The organism is Pantoea sp. GbtcB22 (genome assembly GCF_019091025.1).
GTDB lineage: Bacteria > Pseudomonadota > Gammaproteobacteria > Enterobacterales > Enterobacteriaceae > Pantoea > Pantoea leporis.
This window is the reverse complement of record NZ_JAGXKB010000003.1, coordinates 75,383-97,121: the sequence shown is the minus strand read 5'-3', so window position 1 is coordinate 97,121 and position 21,739 is coordinate 75,383. Positions and strand designations below refer to the sequence as shown.

Genomic DNA, 21,739 nt, shown 5'->3' with positions numbered 1-21,739 from the left:
TCCATGAATATCAAAAACAAGGTTATGACCGCGCCAAAGGAAGATTCGAATGGATGGGATCTGGCGCATCTTGTGGGACAGCTGATTGATCATCGCTGGATCATTGTTGCCGTTACCGCCTTCTTCATGCTGGTAGCCACGCTCTACACACTGTTTGCTACACCAATCTACAGCGCGGATGCGTTAGTCCAGGTTGAACAGAAGAACGCCAGCTCAGTACTGAATGAGTTAGACAGCATTCTGCCGCCAACGCCGGCGTCCGATACCGAGATTCAGATTCTGGAATCGCGCATGGTTATCGGTAAAACCGTTGACGATCTGGGTCTGGACACCGTTGTCACTCAGAACTATTTCCCGGTGATTGGTAAAGGTCTGTCGCGTTTGATGGGTAACAAGCCATCAACTGTCGCCATCTCCCGCCTGGAAATTCCACGCACCATCGATAAGCGTACTGTTGAACTGGAAGTGACCGGTCCTGACTCGTATACCGTGTCAGCGGACGGTGATGAGCTGTTCAAAGGTAAAGTTGGTCAGTTGGAAACGCACGGTGAAGTGACCATGCTGGTAAGCGGCATCAATGCCGATGAAGGCACCAGCTTCAGCGTTACCAAACTGAACGAGCTGCAGGCGATTAACTCCGTGCTGGCCAACCTGACCGTTGCGGATAAAGGCAAAGATACGGGCGTGCTGGGTCTGGAGTATCTGGGTGAAGATCCGGAGCAGATCAGCAAAGTGCTGAACCAAATCGTCAATAACTACCTGCTGCAGAACGTTGAGCGTAAATCTGAGCAAGCGGAAAAGAGCCTGGAATTCCTGCGCAACCAGCTGCCGCAAGTGCGTGGCAAACTGGATGATGCCGAAGACAAGCTGAATACCTTCCGTCGCCAGAACGAGTCGGTTGACCTGTCGCTGGAAGCGAAATCGGCGCTGGATTCTTCTGTCAGCGTGCAGAGCCAGTTGAACGAACTGACCTTCCGTGAAGCCGAAGTGTCTCAGCTGTTTACTAAAGATCACCCAACCTACCGCGCGTTGCTGGAAAAACGCAAAACGCTGGAAGGTGAGCAGGCGCAGCTGAATAAAAAGATTTCTCAGATGCCACAAACGCAGCAAGAGATCTTGCGTTTAACGCGTGATGTGCAGTCTGGTCAGGAAATCTACATGCAGTTGCTGAACCGTCAGCAAGAGCTGGGTATCAGTAAAGCCAGCACCGTGGGTGATGTTCGCATCATCGATGGCGCAGCAACCGGCAACAGCCCGGTGGCACCGAAGAAACTGCTGATCATCGCGGCGAGCGTGATTCTGGGTCTGATGGTTTCTGTTGGTCTGGTGCTGCTGAAAGCGCTGCTGCATCACGGCATCGAAAATCCAGAGCAACTGGAAGAGCTGGGCATGAACGTCTATGCCAGCGTACCGCTGTCAGAATGGCAACGTAAGAAAGATACCGAAGCACTGGCGCGTCGTGGCAACAAGGTGAAAACCGATCCCCACGAAACGCTGCTGGCGCTGGGCAATCCAACTGATCTGTCAATCGAAGCGATTCGTAGCCTGCGTACCAGCCTGCACTTCGCGATGATGGAAGCGAAAAACAACATCCTGATGATCACCGGCGCCAGCCCAGGTATTGGTAAAACCTTTATCTGTGCCAACCTGGCAACGCTGGTCGCCAAAGCGGGCCAACGTGTGCTGTTCATCGATGGTGATATGCGTCGCGGTTACACCCACGAACTGCTGTCAGCCGATAACAAATCCGGTCTGTCTAACGTGTTGTCAGGCAAAACCGAGTTCAGCCCGGCGCTGATTCAGAAAGGCCCGTACGGTTTTGACTTCCTGCCACGCGGTCAGGTGCCACCAAACCCATCTGAGCTGCTGATGCATCGTCGCATGGGTGAGCTGCTGGATTGGGCGAGCAAGAACTATGACCTGGTGTTGATTGATACGCCTCCGATTCTGGCGGTCACCGATGCGTCTATCATCGGTAAGTTGGCCGGTACGTCGCTGATGGTGGCGCGTTTCGAAACCAACACGCCGAAAGAACTGGATGTCAGCTTCAAACGCTTTGCCCAGAACGGTATTGAGATTAAAGGTGTGATCCTCAACGCCGTGGTGCGTAAAGCCGCCAACTCTTATGGTTACGGTTACGACTATTACGACTACGAGTATGGCAAACCGGCCAAAAGTTAATTTGCCCGTCATTCACAGTTAATGATGAGGGTAATCCGGTGAAGAAAGGGGCGGGTTGACCGCCCCTTTTGATCGCACCGTTTGAATGACGACACGCAACGATTTACACAGGTGATTCTCTCTATAACGCCATTAAAAGCCACCGCTGGCACGAGAACTTGTGGAATTAAGGAATCACACCATGGCTCCATATTGGTATTTATCAGGGTTTTTGCTGTTGCTTGCGCTGGTCGAAATCCTGTTGAAGAAAGACGAACGCACCACCCATATTCTGACTTACCTGCTGTGCATCGCCACGGTCACGCTGATTATTTTTGCCGGTATTCGCGGTCTCGGTACCGGGATGGACGACTATCAATATCGCAGCTTCTTTGCCGACTTCGTCCGCCGTATTGAGGTCAACGGTTTTGCCAACACCGTCGCCTTCTTCCGTTATGAACCGCTGATTTTTGCTATCGCGTGGATCACCAGCCTGTTTTCACACAATGCCAGCGTGTTCCTGTTTGTGTTCAGTATTCTGGCAGTTTCAACCAACGCCATCTTCTTCAAAAAGATGTCACCGTATCCGGTGTTGGCATTGGCGCTTTACTCGGCGCATATCTTTATCAACAAAGACGTAAACCAGATTCGTTTTGGCCTGAGCTCGGCGCTGTTCCTTGGCGTGATCTGGACTATCTACCTCAAGCAATACTGGTGGGCGTTTGCCTTCTTTATTCTGTCCTTCCTCAGCCACAACACCGCAGTAATGGTGGTGACCATCATTCCGTTCCTGTTTATTCGGGAATCGCGCTGGTGGCCGGTGGCCATCATCCTGTTCAGTGTGCCACTTTCGGTGGTGGGCGGGACCGGCTTTATTGCCTTGATCGCCGGACATCTGGGATCGATGGGCGAAAGGGCCGCAGGCTACAGTAACGAAGCCTCGAATGCCGGTGACGGCAGCGTGGTGTCAGTCTCCAACCTGAAAAACATCATGCTGGTGTTTATCTTTGTCTACTTCATGCTGAGCAACCAGCTCAAGCGCGAACAGTACGACGTGTGGAAGCTGAACTACCTGTTGATTCTCACTTTTGCCATCGGCGGCGGTATCAGGATCTTCTTCTACAACTACTCATCGGGTGCGCGCCTGTCGAACTATCTGCTGCAGGTCGAACCGATTATTTTGACATCGCTAATCTTCCAGTCAAAACGCGTACTGAAACCCGCGATGTTTGCGATGTTCGCTTTCTTCCTTGTTTATTACCTCTACTACAACACGATCTCACTGAAGCAGGCCGTTGTGGGCTATGAAGTTGCTCGTGAATTCAAATTGTTTCATTAACCGATGAGAGGAAATATGCGGAAGACTTTACTGGCAGTTCTGATCACCTCTGCGCCGCTACTGGCGCAGGCAGAGGATCATCCCGGCACCTTCATCATCGCCGCCTACGGTGACTCCACCACCGCCGGCGTTACCGCGTCGGGCAATCGCAATATCCTCAGTAAAAATAATGAAGTGAGTTTTTTGCAGCAGATGTTGCGTGAGAAATACGGCAACAACATTGAGGTGAAGAACCACGGCATGCCGGGCGCACAGGTTTCGGTGCTGGTTTACGACAAAGACAATACGCCGATGAATTGGTCAGAACGCATGGCGAAATCCGATGCCAACATGATTCTGATTAACTATGCCATCAACGATGCGCGCATCAACTTCTTCAAAGACAAAGGCGAGCGCATTGAAACGCCGCAAGAGTATAAGCGCATCATCACCGAGCTGGTCAAAGGCGCGAAGGCGAATAACAAGCTGGTGGTGTTACAGGAACCGAATCCCATTTGTGGCAAAGCCGAGCGCTGGAACGTCTGGCCGTATGTTTATCAGTTAAATGAAGTGGCTAAAGAGCAGCAGGTACCGATTGTGAAGCAGTACAGCGCCATCAAGCAGAACCGTGACTGGCAATCTGAGATGTCGCCTGATTGCATTCACCCGAACGAGATGCTTTATAAGCAGAAAGCAGAAAGAACCTTCAACGTCTTAAGCAGCACTTTCGATAGCGTTTTGTCGCGGCACAGCAGCTAACCCAACTCAGATTCAGGAGCTGACATGTATGTATTAATCATGGTGCTGTCATTTTGTCTGGCGCTAATCATTCTGCGAGTATTCTCCTTCCACAAAGGCGTGTACAACAGTAGCGGTATTAAAAGTATCTCTGGTATGCGCGCGCTGCTGGCCAGCATCGTGGCGTTCTCACACTTCGCGCACTACATCTATTCGCTGGATGGTCAGTGGGTGTTCGATAAAGACTATTTTGCCTGGTTCTCCGAAGGCAACTTCTTCGTTAACTCCGGTAAATTCGGTGTACTGCTGTTCTTCATGATCTCCGCCTTCCTGTTCTATCGCTGGCTGGATAATGAAACCCTGACGCCAGGGCAGCTGACGCACAAGCTGCTGAAGTCGCGTATCCGCCGTATCGTCCCGATGTTCTGGTTCTCCGGTTTTGTCATCATCGCGGTAGGCGTGGTGCAGGGCGATCTCACTTATAGCCTCACGGCAGTAAAAGATGCCGTGCTGTGGTTGCTGTTTATTGGCAGCTATCGCATGGGTGATTTCCTGACGGCGGATGTCAACGCCGGTGTGGAATGGACGCTTCGCCTCGAATGGTTGCTGTACCTGTCGATTCCGCTGATTTACGTGCTCAACCGCGCCACCAAAGGTAAATACAAAACGCTGCTGATTCTCGGCTCGATCGGCGTGATTTTCTGCGTGGCGGTTGGCCTGCGTCTGTGGGGCAAAACCTATACCGATCCGCGTCCGGTGCTGGGCTTCGCCATGGGTTATCTGGCGTATAAGTATCGCGACATGTTTGCGCACTACAGAACCTCCAGCCTGGCCGGCTTTGCGGTGATTGTGCTGTCGCTGTTCTCGCTGTCGTTCACCAGCAACACCTTCTGGTATCTGATTTTCCTCTGCTGCCTGACGGTAATCTTCTTTATTGTCAGCAGCGGCAACGCCGTGTTTGGCATTCTGGAAAACAAAACCCTGATGTCGATTGGTGAGGTGAGTTACAGCCTCTATCTGATTCACGGTGTGGTGCTCTATTTCATCAAGCAGATCCCGGAAACGCTCTATCCGCATTCGTTCCTGTTCTACACCTTCCTTTCAACGTTGTTCTTTGTCGCCTCCTTCTATGTGGCGAAATTGACGTATCTGTTTGTCGAGAAACCGTTTATCGGCAGTAGCAACAAGAAGAAAGTGGCGATGAAGACCTCGCCGACAAATTAGGACATCACCCATTATTCTTTTGAGCCCACAAGTTATATCATTGATTTTGTAACTTTTTTAATGAGGTGCTGGCAATGCAGGAGATTCGCTTCTCAATTGTTATTCCCGCGTATAACGCGTCGAAATCGATTGTCACGACGCTAGATTGCGTCAAAGCGCAAACCTATCGCAATTTTGAAGTCATTATTGTTGATGACAAATCGGCCGATGCGGCTGAACTGGCGCAGGTGGTACGCAGCGAACGTTATCAGGATTTGGCTATCAAACTGGAGCTGTCTGAGGTCAAACTCAACGGCGCTGGCGCCCGTAACAAAGGTATTGAGCTGGCAACCGGCGACTTTATCAGCTTCCTCGATGCCGACGATGAGTGGCATCCGGACAAGTTATTGGTGGCGAGTGAAACCATCGCCAAACTGGAAGCGCAGGGCAAATCGCGCTACGTCATCTTTAGTCAGGTGAACATCCATCAGGATGGCAGCTTCCTCAAGGTGATGCCGATGCAACCGCCCGGCAAAAACGAAACCGTGGCCGAGTATCTGTTTGGCTGTTACGGCTTTATTCAAACCAGCACCATTGTGCTGAAGCGCGAAGATGCGGCGCAAATCCAGTTTGACGCGCGCTATATTCGCCATCAGGATTATGACTTCTGCATCCGCGCTGACCGCATGGGTTATGCCTTCGTGATGATCGATAAGCCGCTGGCAACCTACCATCTGGTGACCAAATTTGGTTCCAAGCACAAAGGCGAATCGGTCAAATACTCCTTCTTCTGGCTCGATACCATGAAGCCGCATCTGACCACGCGTGACATCCATACTTACAAGGCGTTCAAGCTGCCGCTGCGCTACAAGATGGATGGTAAATCGCTGCAGGCCAGCCTCAGCTTTGCACGCTACTTCTTCCTCACCAACCGTGACAATCGTGCCTACTTCATGAATCGCCTGCTCGATAAGGTGAAGTCGCGCTTCTCGGGCAGAAGAGCCGTCTCCTGATTCACTTTTAAACACTTTCACTTGCTCCCTACACGGGGGCAATTTTTTGGTTCCTGAAACTCCGGGTAGACAAATGACAAATCATGTTGGCACCGTCGGTATTGTGATGCCGATGTATAACGCGCGAAATACCGTTCTGCGCGCGGTTGAGTCGATCATCAACCAAACCTACAGCGACTGGCATCTTTACCTGATCAACGACAAATCCACCGATGATTCACTCGCCTTGGTGCGTGAACATTGTCAGGACGCGCGTATCACCATTCTCGACAACGAGGTCAATCAGGGCGCAGCCGAAACCCGTAACGTGGGGCTGCGCGCAGCGAAAGAAGCGATCATCGCGTTTCTTGACAGCGACGACGAATGGCACCGCGAAAAACTGGCCGAACAGACGGCCGCGATCGCCGCCGGCGACGATTTCGTGATCACGCATTATCACTACAAAACCAAAACCGCTGACCACGATATCAACTACAGCAAACCCTACCTGCAGCAGGAAAACTTCGTGAAGAAGCAATATCGCGTTTGCTTCTCCTCGGTGTGTTTCCGCCGTCCTCCACAGGGCATCTTCTTCCAGCGTAAAGGCCACGAAGACTTCCTGTTCCTCTATGAGTTGTTCCTCCGCTACAAACAAGCCCGCGTGATCCAGAAAACCTTGGTCAACTATTACGAGTTGGGCGATTCACTGTCGCGCAATAAAAATAAAGCGGCGAAGTGGCACCTCGAATTATTAAGAATTATCTATAAAAACAATCCGTTAAAAGTATATTACTATTATGTCTGGTATATGGTGAATGGGGTTCTTTTTGCCTTAAAACACCGCTAAGCGCAACGGTGATTTAGCTGCTTTTATATTTTTGAGGTGGAAAGGATTGTATGAAAAAGATCGTTTTGGTGATTAAAGATGCCTACTCGTATGCGGGCACGGAAAACATCTGCAACTTTATGTCTGAATGCCTCGGCGAGCAGCATGAAGTCACCATTTACTCGCTGGAAGGCCATGGCAAAACCTTTTATCCGTTCGAACGGGTGAAAAAAATTGTCAGCTTTGAAGGCCACAGCAACCCAATTAAAAGCGCCGTTAGCAGCATTCATCAGGAAGGCTTCGACAGCGTATTCCTGATCAGCATGGGCCGCCTGAGCGTGATGTTCGCCTTCTGGAACCTGATGGCGCTGAAGAAGAAGCGCTTCAAGGCGTATGCCTGCGAACACATCGCGATTAACTCGTTCAGCAAGCCGATTAAACTGCTGAAGTGGCTGATGCTGCGCTATTACGACCAGGTGATCGTCCTCACCGACAAAGATCATCAGGTGTTTAACCGCTGGAATATTGCCAGCCAGCAAATCCCCAATCCGGTGGTGTACAAAGCGTTTCAACGTCAAACGCGCAGCCGTCAGGCGCTGGCGGTGGGGCGTCTTGATAACCAGAAAGGCTTCGACCTGCTGCTGGATATCTGGGCCGACTTCAGCAAGAAACATCCCGAGTGGAAACTGGTGATTGCCGGTGACGGCGAACTGCGCCAGCAGCTACACGATCAGGCTGCGGCGTTAGGTATCACTAATAGCGTTAACTTTGTCGGCAAAGTCAGCAACATCAACGATTACTACCGCGAAAGCGACATGGCGCTGATGACGTCGCGCTATGAAGGCTTGCCGCTGGTGCTGCTGGAAGCCAAATCCTGGTCGCTGCCGGTGGTGGCGTACGATTGCCCAACCGGGCCGCAGGAGATCATCAACCACGGTGAAGATGGCTTCCTGGTGCCGATGAATGACAAAACCACCTTTATCAAGCGGATGGAGCAGCTCGCCAGTGATGATGGCCTGTTCTACGCCATGAGTGAAAAAACCAAAGAAACCGCGCTCAAGTTTGACGGTAATCAGATCAAGCAGAGCTGGCTCGCCCTTGTTTAGCGACAATTATCGTGCCTCGGGAATCCTTTTTGGCCGCACAACCACGGGAATTGAAGCATGAAAAGAAGAGAAGTCTTGCAGGCCGCAGCCTCCTCGATTGTTACTGCGCTCTCAGTGAGTGCGTTTTCCAGCTACGCCGCAAAAAGTGGTCAGCCAACGTTAAAATCCGTCGATCCTGCCAGCGTACCGGCAGGCGATGTGCCGATTCTGACGCCAGAAAACGTCTATACCATGCCGCCGCAATTCTGGCAGAACTTCGAGGGCAAACTGTGGATCGGTAAAGCGGGCAGCGATGCCAGCCAGGCCGGCAATCAGATCCCGGTGTTTCTGCGCGATGCCAATGGCAAAGTGTCACAAATCAGCCAGCCGATTGCGCTGAACAAAGGCAACTTCGCCCAGTTCATTCACGACAATGCGGCGTTGATCGCTAATCCCGCGCACTCAATGGTGGTGGAGGACGATCAGGGCCACACGCTGTTCTCCATCAGCGATGTTTCGCGCCCCAATCAAAGCAACTTCAGCCAGCGTCTGGCGCAGCCGAACGGCTACCAGCTGATTGGTGAAATCCCATCGGTTGAAGAGCTGCGCAAAACCCGTCCGCTGTTTGCCGGTGCCAAAATCAAGCTGAAAAGCTGGCACGAAGGGCTGGAAGTGGGCGGCGGCGAGTTCGTCGGCACCTTCGGCGATGGCAAAGATGATGGCGGCGTGAACTTCAGCGGCAACGGTTTTACCTGGCGTCGCGTGGTGGAAGATTTTAATCGCCTGACGCTGTTTGATTTCGGCGCGATCGCCGACGGCAAAACCGACACGGCACCGGCGATCAAAGCCATGTATCAATGGTCGATTGATGCCAGCCAGCAGATTTGCGTGCAATTCCCGGCTGGCACCTTCTTTGTCTCTGAATGTGATTTCGGTGACGAAGGACGTCGCTTCTTCCGCATTTCCGGCGCGATGGTCAACTTCGGTTATTTCCCGGCGACCACGCTGGTTTCCGACGGTCGCTCCGAATTCCTGTTCCAGGTAAATGCGCGCTGGACGGAAATCTCCAACCTGAATTTCAACGGCAATACCGACAAGCGTCCGAACAAACAGGGTTTGTTCCGCAATACCTGTCCGGGCGGCCAGTTCTTCCGTGGTGCCTGCTTGCGCTTCAATCAGGTGGGCGGCGTCTCGCTCAGCCTGCTGGATACGCTGGATTGCAAAATCGATCAGTGGTACGCCAACGCCTGTACCGGCGATGTGATTAAAGCCAGCTGGTCGGGGCAAAAGGCCGGTGCCTGGGATCACAGCACCGCGATTGAGCTCTCCAACTTCAACGCCCAGCACTGTAAAGGCGGCATGGTGTTGAATCTGCCGCGCTGCAGCCAATCCATCATTCATAACGGCTGGATTGAGCACAGCGATTTCCCTGGCGACATCTCGAACGGCCAGTGGATTGTCGATGCGCTGAGCATTGAGGACTGTAAGAACCCGCTCAATGCGCGTAACTCGCGCCTTAATATGCGCCAGACCAATCTGCAGTCGGGCAGCTGGATTGATAACTCACTGGAAGGCGAACGCTGGCTGAACATCTGGGAAATGGGCTCAACGCGCGTTGAATCTTACGGCGTCGCCATTGATGGCAGTCTGAAATACAACTACATCACCTCGCGCTTCCGCCTGACCAACAACAGCGATCAGCAAACCTGGTTTGAACTCGGCAACTTCTACTCGCCAACGGTGGGCGATAGCTGGGAGATCGAGGTATTTGGTCAGTCGCAGTTCAATAACGGCACCGCCAATCAGCCGCTGATGGATGTCATCGACGGCAAAGGCACCGGCGGACGCGCGGTGATTCATCTGCAGCGCAAGAAAAACAAAGCGGAAGCCAGCTGGTCAGCGGAAGGTAGCTCGCCGGTGGTGGAGGTACGTTTCGAACCGCGCACCGATACCGACACCAAAGTGTTCGTGAAGTTAGCGGGCTGGACGCCGACCACCGCTGTGCTGATCAAAAGCACCGCCAAGGATCGCTTCCTGACCGGTCGCTGCGCGCGCGTTGATGCCGTGATGGACAAAGGCGCGCCGGGCAGCACAGCGCAACAGGCCCCGCAGCGTTTTAGCCTGCACAACGGCAAAGCCGGCGTCGGCGGTAACGAGCAGGGCGATCTGCTGCTAGCCTCGCGCGCGCTGAAGCCGGAACAGGTGGATACGCGCGAACCTAAAGGTTTCATTTCGGTAGTAATCAATGGCGAGCAGGTGGCTATGCCGTATTTCGCCGTGAAGTCATAACGCACACTAATCGTAGCGGCGCAATTTATTGCGCGATAAATCGCGCCGCTACGGAATGTGCATAATTTGTAAGCAGTACTGAATAGAAATGCAATTAGCACCACTTTTTTGGGGTTTACTCCCATTGCAGTCCTTTGAATCAGAGTTCACTTTGCCAGTGCAGCTATTGGCGGCTTGTAAAAATTACAAAAATTTTTCCGGAGTTTTTTTATGAAGATTTTATTGGTAGGAAACCATACCTGTGGAAATCGTGGGGATGGCGCGATTTTACGTGGGCTGATTGATTCACTGAAATCCGCGCGTGCGGATTTGGATATCGATGTGATCAGCCGTTATCCAACAAGCTCTGGCTATTTACTGCAGCAGGATATCCAGCAGGATTCCCTGTTCCTGCACAACAGCAAGTCGGGCAAAGGGTTAGTGGGCAGCCTGAAACGCAAGGTGGCAAACCGCCTGATGCCGGACATCATGATGGCGCACCTTGGCAAAGGCGGCGTGTACAAATCCTTCTCGGTGCCACCGCATCTGGCGGCGTTCACCCAAAGCCTTGCACAGTACGACGCGATTATTCAGGTTGGCGGCTCGTTCTTCGTCGATCTCTACGGCGTGACCCAATTCGATCACGCGCTTTGTGCGCTGATGGCGAAAAAGCCGCTGCATATGGTCGGTCACTCGGTCGGTCCGTTCGAGAACCCGCGCGTTAATGCGCTGGCGAACTTTGTCTTCGACCGCGTTGACAGCCTGGTGCTGCGCGAAGAGGTGAGCTACGACCGCCTGAAGCAGGATGGCGTGACCACCAGCAAAGTGAAGAAGGGCGTTGATACCGCATTTTTGGTTGAAGCGCGTGAAGTGGCCAATCCAAGCCATAACCTGCTGCACTGGCAGGCGATTATCAGCGCACGCAAAACCATTGCGATTACAGTGCGTGAACTGGCGCCGTTCGACAAACGTCTCGGCGTCACGCAGAAAGAGTATGAAGCTGCCTTTGGCCGCGTGATTAACGCGATGATTGCCGAAGGTTATCAGGTGGTTGCCTTCTCTACCTGTACCGGTATTGATAGCTACGCCAAAGATGACCGCATGGTGGCGCTGACGTTGCGCGATCATGTCGAGCATCCCGAGCATTACCATGTCATCATGGACGAGTTCAACGACCTCGAACTCGGCATCCTCCTCAGCCATTGTCATCTGACCATTGGTACCCGCCTGCACTCCGCCATCATCTCCATGAACTTTGGTACGCCAGCCGTGGCCATCAACTACGAGCACAAGTCGCTCGGCGTGATGAAACAGCTTGGCCTGCCGCAGATGGCCACCGATGTGCAGAGCCTGATGGACGGTTCGCTCATTGATAAAGTGCAGACGGTGCTGGCCGACTACGACAACGTGAAACACAAAGTTGATACCGCGGTGGCGCAGGAGCGTGAGATTGGTAACCGCATTACAGCAGAAATTCTCAACGTCCTGGGGTGAAGTGATGAAGCTGACCTTTTTCACCATGCGTTTTCCTGTTGCCTCTGAGACCTTCGTGCTCAATCAGGTGACGCATTTCATCGATGCAGGCTACGACGTGGAGATTATCTCCGTGTTTCCGGGCGATATGATCAATCGCCACGCCGCGTTCGATGACTACAATTTGGCAGCGAAAACCCACTATTTACTGCCGGAAGAGAAAGTATCCAACCTTGATAAGCTGACGCAGCGTATCGGGTTGATACTGCCGAAAATCACCAAAGGCGCGCTGCTCAAGTCGCTGAATGTGCGTCGCTACGGCGCACAGGCCAGCAAACTGCTGCTGCCGGCGATTGTCGCCAACACTAAACAGCCTTACACCGCCGATGTGTTTCTGGTGCACTTTGGCTATGCCGGCGCGCTGGCTAACAAGCTGCGCGAACTCGGCGTGCTGAAAGGCAAGCAGGCGACGGTGTTCCACGGTGCAGATATTTCGCGGCGTCACATCCTGGAAGAGCACAAGCTCGACTACGTCAACCTGTTCAAACAGAGCGAACTGATGCTGCCTATCAGCCACCTGTGGGAGAACAAGCTGATTGAGATGGGTTGTCCGCGCGCCAAGGTGCATGTCACGCGTATGGGCATCGAGCCGGAGAAGTTTAACTTCCGTCCGCGCGAGGCGTTCCATCAACCGCTGCGCATCGTCTCAGTGGCGCGTCTGACCGAGAAGAAAGGGTTGGATGTGGCGGTGAAAGCCAGCGAAATCCTGCGCAATAATGGCGGCCAGTTCCAGTTCACCATCATCGGTAACGGCGAGCAGGATGGCATGATGCGCGAGCACATCGCGCGCGCTGGATTGCAGGATTACGTCACCATGCCGGGCTTCAAGCCGCAGGATGAAATTCGTCAGGCGCTGAACGAGGCGGACATCTTCCTGCTGCCGTCTAAAACCGCCGCAGATGGCGATATGGAAGGCATTCCGGTGGCGCTGATGGAAGCGATGGCAGTTGGCTTGCCGGTGGTGTCGACCTATCACAGCGGCATTCCTGAACTGATTGAGAATGACGTCAGCGGATGGCTGGTGGCCGAAAACGATCCTGACGAGCTGGCAGCGACGTTGCTGCGCCTGTCGCGTGGCGATGTGGATGTGGCACCGGTGGTCGCCGCGGCGCGGCAGAAAGTCGAAACTGAGTTCAATCAGCACATCGCTTACGGTGAGCTGGCGAAAATTCTGGAGCGCATGGTGTGAGCGGATTAAAAAAACAGGCCGTTTGGCTGTTTGGTAGTACCTGTTTTGCCGCATTGCTTCAGGTGTTACAGCTCGCCGTGCTGGCGCGCAAACTGGAAACGCACGAGCTGGGTTTACTGGCGATCATCAATGCGATTCTGGCGGTGGCGACCGTGCTGCAGGATATGGGCATGAGCAGCTATATCGTGCATCGCCAGGATATTAATCGCCGCGAGCAGAGCACCATTTACTGGGTGAACGTGTCGCTCAGTTTCTGCACCGGCTTGATTATGCTGGCGATTGCCTATCCGGTGGCGTGGTTCTATCACTTGCCGGAGCTGGTGGGCTTGATCATGCTCACCAGCCTCAACTTCCTGGTATTGGGACATCTGTCGCAGTATCAGGCGCACTATGTGAAAACCAAACGCATGGTGACGCTGGCGAAGATTGAGATGGCCACCAAGCTGTTCGCGTTCCTGTGTACCGTGGCGATGCTGTATTACACCTCGCTTACAGTGGCGGCGGCGATTCTTGGTCTGTTCATCAACGCCTTCACGCGCATTCTCTGCATGATCTACTTCGGCGAGAAATCGTGGCGTCCGACCTGGGAGTTCGACGGCAAAACCTTCGTCAGCGCCGTGCGTTATGGCGTGTATCAGCTCGGTTCGCAGACCATCAATCAGCTGCGTACCCAGGCCGATGCGCTGATCGTCGGTAAAGTGATGGGTGCGGAGATGCTGGGGATTTACTCGCTGGCAAAAGAGCTGATTCTGCAACCGCTGAAGCTGGTTTCGCCGGTGATTAACCGCCTGGCATTGCCGCGCTTCGCTGAGAAGCAGCATGATCCAGAGCAGCTGAAAAAGCTGTTCCTGAAAGGCACTTTCGTCATCATGCTGTTCAGTAGCGCGATGTATCTGGCGATTGGCATTCTTTCCCCGGTCATTGTGCGCGTGCTGTACGGCGCTTCACATGAGCAGGTTTACCATCTGATCCCGCTGATGCTGCTGTTTGGCATGCTGCGTCCGATGGGCGGCTTAACCGGCGCGATTTCGCAGGCCAACGGCCGCACCAATGTTGAGTTCTACTGGAACATTGTGGCGAGCCTGGTGGTGGTTGCGGTGCTGGCGACGACCTACATCTGGCCGAACGTGCTGTATGTGGCGCTGACGCTGTCGATCTCGCAGGTGCTGATCTCAGCCTTTGCCCATCCGTTCTTCATCAAGCCGGTGATTGGCATCCGCTTTATGCCGTATGCACGTCAGTGGGTTTCGGTGTCGGTGGTGTTTGTTGCGCTGATGATGCTGGTAAACCACTTCAACCTGTTCGTGATGCCGGAATGGTTTGAGGGCTGGCTGTAGTCATCAACATCCAACCCGCGTGATGAATCGCGCCGCTACAGATGACTCAATGTTTACACGGTCCGTAGCGGCGCCATTTATGGCGCATTATCGACACAGCTTTCAGTCAATCTCTGGTCTCGTCATCTCAAATCCTTTCACGATTTTTCAGCGGTTTAGCGCATCGGTTCCTCATTGGTATTTCGGCGTTTTTACCGGCCAAATTGGCGATTTTTGATGGTGTGACAGAGAGTTAGTGCCGGTTTTTCAGATAAAGATTATACTTGCTCGACCGGCCGATCCTGCATAATCGACCCCACGTATTCACTTCATGAAATGGAATAAATATGACCAAGCTTAAAGCAGTAATCCCCGTTGCGGGTCTCGGTATGCATATGCTTCCTGCGACGAAAGCCATTCCGAAAGAGATGCTGCCAATTGTCGACAAACCAATGATTCAATACATTGTTGACGAATGCGTCGCGGCTGGCATCAAGGAGATTGTGCTGGTCACCCATGCTTCCAAAAATGCAGTGGAAAACCACTTCGATACCACTTACGAGCTGGAAGCGCTGCTAGAAGCGCGCGTTAAACGTCAGCTGCTGAGCGAAGTGCAGTCAATCTGTCCGCCGGGCGTGACCATCATGAACGTGCGTCAGGCCAACCCGTTGGGCCTGGGCCACTCCGTGCTGTGCGCGCGTCCAATGATTGGCGACAACCCATTTGTGGTGGTGCTGCCAGACGTGCTGCTGGATGACTCCACCGCTGACCACCTGCGTTATAACCTTGCCTCAATGGTTGCTCGCTTCGAAGATACCGGCCACAGCCAGGTGCTGGCGAAACACATGCCGGGCGAAGATCTTACTGAATATGGCGTGCTGACTACCGAAGAGCCGATTGATAACCCAGGCGATATCAGCACCATCACCAGCTTTGTTGAGAAGCCAGAAGCGGGTTCTACCGATTCTGACCTGACAGCAGTTGGCCGTTATGTGCTCTCTGCGGATATCTGGGAAGAGCTGGAGCGCACTGAGCCGGGCGCATGGGGCCGTATTCAGCTGACCGATGCTATCGCCTCTCTGAGCAAGAAGAAGCCAGTTGATGTGCAGCTGCTGACCGGTACCAGCTACGACTGCGGTCGTAAACTCGGTTATATGCAGGCATTCGTCTCTTACGGCTTGCGTAACAACGATCAGGGCCGCGATTTCCGCGAATCTATTCAGAAAATCCTGGCGAAATAAGCTTTCTCATTCTCTACCGCGCCTCTAGCGCGGTTTAAAGGAGTACACATGGCTATTTTGGTAACGGGCGGAGCGGGATACATCGGCTCCCATACGGTGCTGGCGCTGTTAGAGCGCGGCGACGACGTTGTGGTCCTGGATAACCTTTGCAATGCTTCCCGCGAAGCCATCAACCGCGTGGAAAAGCTCTCAGGTAAAAAAGCGGTGTTTGTTGAAGGCGACATCCGCGATCGCGCCTGCCTGCGTGACCTGTTTGCCACTAACGACATCAGCGCTGTGATTCACTTCGCTGCACTAAAAGCCGTTGGTGAATCCACGCGCATGCCGCTGGAATATTACGAAAACAACGTGGCTGGCACCGTGGTGCTGCTGGAAGAGATGCGCGCTGCTGGCGTGTGGAACTTCATCTTCAGCTCATCTGCGACCGTTTATGGCGCCGATGCACCGGTTCCTTACGTGGAAACCACGCCAATCGGCGGCACCACCAGCCCGTACGGTACCTCGAAGCTGATGATCGAATTCGTGATGCGCGACTTCGCTAAAGCCGAACCGAACTTCAAGGCCATCGCGCTGCGCTACTTCAACCCGGTTGGCGCGCATGAGTCTGGCGAAATCGGTGAAGATCCAACCGGCATTCCTAACAACCTGCTGCCGTACATCGCGCAGGTGGCGATTGGCCGTCTTGAGAAGCTGGGCGTGTTTGGCGATGATTACGACACGCCGGATGGCACCGCACAGCGCGACTACATTCACGTTGTCGACCTGGCAGAAGGGCACCTGAAAGCGCTGGACTACTTAGCCAAAGTTGAAGGCTACAAAGCTTACAACCTCGGTGGCGGCGTGGGCTTCTCCGTGCTGGAGATGATCAAGGCGTTTGAGAAAGCGTCCGGTAAGCCGATTCCGTTCGAGTTTAAGCCACGCCGTGACGGCGATTTGCCAGCGTTCTGGGCAGATGCCACGCTGGCGAACAACGAACTGGACTGGCGCGTGACGCGCGGGATTGATGCCATGATGCGTGATACGTGGAACTGGCAGTCGAAGAATCCGAATGGATTTGAATAACAGATAATTAAAAAACTTAAAACCCGGTAAATGCCGGGTTTTTTTACGCCTGAATATTTTAAGCTCTGATTGCTTAGGTTGTTTTTTATTCAGGGTGTGCGTATTAATGGCAGGAATACTCCTAAACGCAAATCTACTCCATCACACCCCATCTTACTGTTTTAGCGTTAAAAAAGTGGTGACTTTAATTGTTTGGAAAATCGACTATATTCTTGTGAGTCAACAGGTTGTACATATGTCGACCATTAAGAGGTTGTTAAGATTTCTAGCCAGGTCATCAGACAATAACCATGTTAATTCTGCAGCACAAAATGTATTATTTGCGGTGGTCTCGGAATAGGTCGATTCTTGCTGCAATTTTGACCATTTAACTTTCTGAGCTCGAAAACAGAGGAATGACTTGTTACACAGCATAGTGGTTGCTGCAAGCCAAGGGCGGTAGCGTGGCTATTTTATATTTTTGATGAAAAAATAACCCGCTGATAAATGATATAGCAGTCTAAAAAGACACATTAGAGGTTGTGGAATGTTACTTCCCGTAATCATGGCCGGAGGAACCGGCAGTCGTTTGTGGCCCCTTTCACGCGAACTCTATCCTAAGCAGTTCATTAGCCTGCATGGACAGCATTCAATGCTGCAGGAAACAGTAAATCGCCTGACTGGCGTAGAAGCCCGTGCTCCGCTGGTCATCTGCAACGAAGAGCATCGTTTTTTAGTTGCGGAGCAACTTCGTCAAATTAACAAACTCTCCCACAATATTATTCTCGAACCGGTTGGTCGTAATACCGCACCGGCGATTGCTCTCGCTGCCATTAACGCGATTGAGCAGGGTGACGATCCCGTCCTGTTGGTTCTTGCTGCCGATCATGTGATTGAAAATCGTGCTGCATTTCACCAGGCAATTGCGACAGCCACTCAATATGCCAAGCAGGGGCATTTGGTCACTTTTGGTATTGTGCCGACAGGCCCTGAAACGGGCTATGGCTATATTCATCGTGGTGCGCAGATTGCTGATGTCGAAGATGCGCCATTTGGCGTACAGCGCTTTGTTGAGAAGCCGAATCTAAAAACAGCGGAAGATTATTTAGCGTCTGGTGAATATTACTGGAACAGCGGTATGTTCATGTTCCGCGCTAAACGTTACCTGCAAGAGCTGGAAAAATTCCGCCCTGACATTCTTGATGCCTGTCGTCGTGCCATGGCTGGCGTTCAGGAAGGGCAAGATTTTATCAATATTGATAAAGAAGATTTTATTGCCTGCCCGGATGAATCTGTCGATTACGCCGTAATGGAGCAAACCGATGCTGCAGTGGTTGTGCCACTTGATGCCGGTTGGAGCGATGTCGGCTCTTGGTCAGCGCTTTGGGAAGTGAATGAAAAAGATGCCGCGGGTAACTCACTCAAAGGCGATACCTTCCTGCATAACACCAAAAACTGCTACATCAACAGTGAAGACCAGTTGGTAGCAGCCATTGGCGTGGAAAATCTTGTCATTGTTAATACTAAAGATGCAGTGCTTGTCGCGCGTAAAGATCAGGTGCAAGACGTGAAGCGTGTGGTCGAATTCCTGAAAAGCGAATGCCGTAGCGAATATCGTCGCCATCGTGAAACCTATTGGCCTTGGGGTCGCTGCGATCTGGTGGTCAATACGGGACGTTTCAACGTGAATCGCATTACCGTAAAACCGGGTGAAGCGTTTGAGTTGCAGATGCATTACCACCGCACCGAGCACTGGGTCATTCTCTCCGGCACCGCGAAAGTGACCATTCAGGATAAGACTTTATTGTTGACTGAAAACCAATCGACCTTTATTCCAATTGGTCATCAGCACACGCTGGAGAACCCAGGGAAAATTCCTCTGGAACTGCTTGAGATTCAGTCTGGCTCATATTTGGGTGATGACGACCTGATTTTGATTAAAGAACAATTTGCCCCTAAAGAAGGACAATAATAAAAATGGATGCACTGACGTGTTTTAAAGCTTATGACATTCGTGGTGAGCTGGGCAAAGAGCTAAACGAAGATATTGCTTATCGTATTGGTCGCGCTTATGGCGAATTCCTTAAACCAAAAACCATTGTTGTTGGTGGCGATGTCCGCCTGACTAGCGAAGCACTTAAAATGGCGCTAGCCAATGGTTTAATGGATGCGGGTACGGATGTACTTGATATTGGCATGAGTGGCACTGAAGAGATTTATTTCGCCACTTTCCATTTGGGTATTGATGGTGGTATTGAAGTGACGGCCAGCCATAATCCAATGAACTATAACGGAATGAAATTGGTGCGCGAAGGCGCGCGCCCGATCAGTGGTGACACTGGTTTACGTGATGTGCAACGTCTGGCTGAAGCGAATGAGTTTGCTAATGTCGATAGCACCAAGCGTGGCAGCTATAAGCAGATCTCAATTTTGGATGCCTATGTCGACCATTTGATGGGCTATATCAATCTGGCTAATTTTAAACAACCAATGAAGCTGGTGATTAACTCAGGTAACGGTGCCGCTGGTCACGTGATTGATGAGATCGAAAAGCGCTTTAAGCAGGCAAACGTACCAGTCAGCTTTATTAAAGTTCATCATCAGGCCGATGGTAACTTCCCGAATGGAATCCCTAATCCTCTGTTGCCAGAGTGCCGCAAAGATACCTCAGATGCAGTGCGTGAGCATAATGCAGATATGGGTATCGCTTTCGACGGAGATTTTGATCGCTGTTTCTTGTTTGATGAAAATGCAGAGTTTATTGAAGGCTACTACATCGTAGGATTGTTGGCAGAGGCTTTCCTTAAGAAAGAGCAGGGTGCCAAAATTATCCATGATCCGCGGCTGACTTGGAACACGATTGATGTCGTGACGAAAGCAGGTGGGATTCCAGTGATGTCTAAAACTGGGCATGCATTTATTAAAGAACGTATGCGTGAGGAAGATGCGATTTATGGCGGCGAAATGAGCGCGCATCACTATTTCCGTGACTTTGCTTATTGTGATAGCGGAATGATTCCATGGTTGTTGGTGGCTGAACTGCTGGCGGTGAAGGGAGCTGGATTATCTGAAATGGTTGCAGCCCGTATTAGCGCATTCCCTGCCTCTGGAGAAATTAACTGTAAGCTGGAAAATGCCGCACATGTAATTGAACGTGTGCAGCAGACATGTAGTGATACAGCCTTGTGCAAAGATGACACTGATGGCATAAGTATTGAATATGATAACTGGCGGTTTAATCTTCGTATTTCAAATACCGAACCTTTGGTAAGACTCAATGTTGAGTCCAGAGGGAAACCAGAGTTAATGCACGAAAAGACCAGCGAGATATTAAGTATTTTAAATCAAGGAAATAATATTTAGTCACTGTATGATGTTTAATTATTTCATTGCGATGGATTTTAAGTAATGGATGCTTTTTTATAAATTGAACATTAGTACCCATTAAAAATGATATCGCCGCCTTTGGACGTTGGAATTTATCATGAAAAACAGCTTGTACAGAGAGTTTGAAAATAAATATCGAGGATCGCGAGATTTAATCAAATCTCGCTTGCAAGTTTATCTTCCTGCTGTTGAAAAAGTAAAGTTGTACAGTGATGATTTAGTCGCGCTAGATTTAGGTTGTGGCAGGGGAGAATGGTTGGAGATCGTCAACAATCTGGGATTTAAGGAAAGAGGCATTGATCTGGATGAGGCGATGCTCTCTGAGTGTCGATCGCGCGGGTTAACGGTTGAACAGGGTGATGCGCTTGCCATTTTGCAAAGTTTACCCGAGAATTCAGTTGCAATTGTTACAGCTTTCCATGTCGTCGAACACATGGAATTCGACAAAATTAATAGTCTTATCATTAATTCATTACGAATATTGCAGCCAGGCGGACTACTGATACTTGAAACACCAAATCCGGAAAATATTATTGTTTCAACCCATCAGTTTTTACTCGATCCGACGCATAACAAACCCATCCCAATGCAGTTGTTGAGTTTTTTAATAGAAGAAAGTGGTTTTGCTAGAACGAATACCTTGCGTTTACAGGAAGATGACACATTAGCAGACCGAAACAATATTAGTCTTCATGATATTCTCAATGGCGTCAGCCCTGACTATGGTATTGTGGCGCAAAAATCAGCTGAACCAGCATTGATGACCAAACTTGATTCTTTTTTTAGTTCATCACATGGTATTTCACTGGAATTCCTGACAGATAAATATCAGAAAAACCTGGATGAAAAATTCAAACTAAATGCTGCAGATTTTCAACAGTTAAGTCATGCAGTTGAAAACCTTATGAGAACGAATGCTGGCCTGGAAAATAAAATTAAAAAAGTAGAGTTGTCAAACCAGCGAGAACGTGAAGCCCTCAAAGATAAAATAGATAATAAATTAAATGCATTGTCAAACAATGACCTGGTAATGAATAAGTTATTTTCATGTCAGGATGAATTAAAAAGAGTATCTAATCTACTTACAGCGACTCATAATAGTACATCCTGGAAAATTACTGCTCCAATGAGGCTTGTTGGGAATGCAATTAAGGGGAATGAAAAGGGAAATGCTATCAACTTCTTAATAAAGAGACCTGCAAAAAAAATTATAAGCAGCATGCTGAATTTAATCAATCGTGATCCAAAGCGTCGAATAGCAGTGATTAATTTTTGCAAAAAAACACGACTTGATAAAATTATCAGACCAATTTACGCATTCGTATTGAAGTCTGTAAGTGTTAATAAGGTTATGCCGCAAAATATTAATGAAGGCAGTATGCTTGATGCTAAGTTATCCCCATATGGGAAGGTAATTTTAAATAAATTAAATAGATAAGATA

Annotated in this window: 16 protein-coding genes; all 16 read left to right on the top strand. The window is 50.9% G+C overall.

Features of this window, described 5'->3' with window-relative positions:
• Positions 1–3: 3 nt before the first annotated feature.
• Positions 4–2,181 (top strand): tyrosine-protein kinase Wzc, encoded by a 2,178-nt coding sequence (gene wzc, locus KVT28_RS11895; RefSeq protein WP_217548640.1) that lies wholly within the window; start codon positions 4–6, stop codon positions 2,179–2,181.
• A gap of 181 nt (positions 2,182–2,362) precedes the next feature.
• Positions 2,363–3,499: an EpsG family protein gene (locus KVT28_RS11890; RefSeq protein WP_217548638.1), complete on the top strand. Its 1,137-nt coding sequence runs from the start codon at positions 2,363–2,365 to the stop codon at positions 3,497–3,499.
• A 15-nt stretch (positions 3,500–3,514) separates the two neighbouring features.
• Complete coding sequence (locus KVT28_RS11885) at positions 3,515–4,237, top strand: SGNH/GDSL hydrolase family protein (RefSeq protein ID WP_217548636.1); 723 nt, start codon at positions 3,515–3,517, stop codon at positions 4,235–4,237.
• A 24-nt stretch (positions 4,238–4,261) separates the two neighbouring features.
• Positions 4,262–5,440: an acyltransferase gene (locus KVT28_RS11880; protein WP_192233381.1), complete on the top strand. Its 1,179-nt coding sequence runs from the start codon at positions 4,262–4,264 to the stop codon at positions 5,438–5,440.
• Between the two features lie 74 nt (positions 5,441–5,514).
• Positions 5,515–6,432: a glycosyltransferase family 2 protein gene (locus tag KVT28_RS11875; RefSeq protein ID WP_101763367.1), complete on the top strand. Its 918-nt coding sequence runs from the start codon at positions 5,515–5,517 to the stop codon at positions 6,430–6,432.
• 73 nt (positions 6,433–6,505) lie between these two features.
• Positions 6,506–7,258, top strand: a complete 753-nt coding sequence (locus KVT28_RS11870) for a glycosyltransferase family 2 protein (protein ID WP_110866651.1) — start codon at positions 6,506–6,508, stop codon at positions 7,256–7,258.
• A gap of 50 nt (positions 7,259–7,308) precedes the next feature.
• On the top strand, positions 7,309–8,343 hold the full coding sequence (locus KVT28_RS11865) for a glycosyltransferase (RefSeq protein WP_101763369.1): 1,035 nt from the start codon (positions 7,309–7,311) through the stop codon (positions 8,341–8,343).
• Between the two features lie 57 nt (positions 8,344–8,400).
• Positions 8,401–10,611, top strand: a complete 2,211-nt coding sequence (locus KVT28_RS11860; protein ID WP_217548634.1) for a phage tailspike protein — start codon at positions 8,401–8,403, stop codon at positions 10,609–10,611.
• Positions 10,612–10,821: 210 nt separating this feature from the next.
• On the top strand, positions 10,822–12,084 hold the full coding sequence (gene wcaK / locus KVT28_RS11855) for a colanic acid biosynthesis pyruvyl transferase WcaK (RefSeq protein WP_101763371.1): 1,263 nt from the start codon (positions 10,822–10,824) through the stop codon (positions 12,082–12,084).
• A 4-nt stretch (positions 12,085–12,088) separates the two neighbouring features.
• Positions 12,089–13,312: a glycosyltransferase gene (locus KVT28_RS11850; protein ID WP_192411955.1), complete on the top strand. Its 1,224-nt coding sequence runs from the start codon at positions 12,089–12,091 to the stop codon at positions 13,310–13,312.
• Entirely contained in the window at positions 13,309–14,649 is a 1,341-nt protein-coding gene (locus KVT28_RS11845; protein ID WP_008104858.1) for an MOP flippase family protein, read from the top strand. The genes KVT28_RS11850 and KVT28_RS11845 overlap by 4 nt, the downstream gene beginning before the upstream one ends.
• A 326-nt stretch (positions 14,650–14,975) precedes the next feature.
• Positions 14,976–15,869, top strand: a complete 894-nt coding sequence (gene galF, locus KVT28_RS11840) for a UTP--glucose-1-phosphate uridylyltransferase GalF (protein ID WP_101763372.1) — start codon at positions 14,976–14,978, stop codon at positions 15,867–15,869.
• 48 nt (positions 15,870–15,917) lie between these two features.
• Positions 15,918–16,931, top strand: coding sequence for a UDP-glucose 4-epimerase GalE (gene galE / locus KVT28_RS11835; protein WP_217548632.1), 1,014 nt, complete (start codon positions 15,918–15,920; stop codon positions 16,929–16,931).
• A gap of 526 nt (positions 16,932–17,457) precedes the next feature.
• A complete protein-coding gene (locus KVT28_RS11830; RefSeq protein ID WP_217548630.1) occupies positions 17,458–18,882 on the top strand; it encodes a mannose-1-phosphate guanylyltransferase/mannose-6-phosphate isomerase in 1,425 nt (474 codons plus the stop codon).
• Positions 18,883–18,887: 5 nt separating this feature from the next.
• Positions 18,888–20,273 carry a phosphomannomutase CpsG gene (gene cpsG / locus KVT28_RS11825; RefSeq protein WP_217548628.1) on the top strand — a complete coding sequence of 462 codons (1,386 nt, stop codon included), beginning with the start codon at positions 18,888–18,890 and terminating at the stop codon, positions 20,271–20,273.
• 121 nt (positions 20,274–20,394) lie between these two features.
• Positions 20,395–21,735: a bifunctional 2-polyprenyl-6-hydroxyphenol methylase/3-demethylubiquinol 3-O-methyltransferase UbiG gene (locus tag KVT28_RS11820; RefSeq protein WP_217548626.1), complete on the top strand. Its 1,341-nt coding sequence runs from the start codon at positions 20,395–20,397 to the stop codon at positions 21,733–21,735.
• The last annotated feature ends 4 nt before the right edge of the window (positions 21,736–21,739 follow it).

Excerpts from the sequence above, each read along its gene's own strand:
- wzc (WP_217548640.1), top strand. The coding sequence starts at position 4 with ATGAATATCAAAAACAAGGTTATGACCGCGCCAAAGGAAGATTCGAAT.
- KVT28_RS11890 (WP_217548638.1), top strand. The coding sequence starts at position 2,363 with ATGGCTCCATATTGGTATTTATCAGGGTTTTTGCTGTTGCTTGCGCTG.
- KVT28_RS11885 (WP_217548636.1), top strand. The coding sequence starts at position 3,515 with ATGCGGAAGACTTTACTGGCAGTTCTGATCACCTCTGCGCCGCTACTG.
- KVT28_RS11880 (WP_192233381.1), top strand. The coding sequence starts at position 4,262 with ATGTATGTATTAATCATGGTGCTGTCATTTTGTCTGGCGCTAATCATT.
- KVT28_RS11875 (WP_101763367.1), top strand. The coding sequence starts at position 5,515 with ATGCAGGAGATTCGCTTCTCAATTGTTATTCCCGCGTATAACGCGTCG.
- KVT28_RS11870 (WP_110866651.1), top strand. The coding sequence starts at position 6,506 with ATGACAAATCATGTTGGCACCGTCGGTATTGTGATGCCGATGTATAAC.
- KVT28_RS11865 (WP_101763369.1), top strand. The coding sequence starts at position 7,309 with ATGAAAAAGATCGTTTTGGTGATTAAAGATGCCTACTCGTATGCGGGC.
- KVT28_RS11860 (WP_217548634.1), top strand. The coding sequence starts at position 8,401 with ATGAAAAGAAGAGAAGTCTTGCAGGCCGCAGCCTCCTCGATTGTTACT.
- wcaK (WP_101763371.1), top strand. The coding sequence starts at position 10,822 with ATGAAGATTTTATTGGTAGGAAACCATACCTGTGGAAATCGTGGGGAT.
- KVT28_RS11850 (WP_192411955.1), top strand. The coding sequence starts at position 12,089 with ATGAAGCTGACCTTTTTCACCATGCGTTTTCCTGTTGCCTCTGAGACC.
- galF (WP_101763372.1), top strand. The coding sequence starts at position 14,976 with ATGACCAAGCTTAAAGCAGTAATCCCCGTTGCGGGTCTCGGTATGCAT.
- galE (WP_217548632.1), top strand. The coding sequence starts at position 15,918 with ATGGCTATTTTGGTAACGGGCGGAGCGGGATACATCGGCTCCCATACG.
- KVT28_RS11830 (WP_217548630.1), top strand. The coding sequence starts at position 17,458 with ATGTTACTTCCCGTAATCATGGCCGGAGGAACCGGCAGTCGTTTGTGG.
- cpsG (WP_217548628.1), top strand. The coding sequence starts at position 18,888 with ATGGATGCACTGACGTGTTTTAAAGCTTATGACATTCGTGGTGAGCTG.
- KVT28_RS11820 (WP_217548626.1), top strand. The coding sequence starts at position 20,395 with ATGAAAAACAGCTTGTACAGAGAGTTTGAAAATAAATATCGAGGATCG.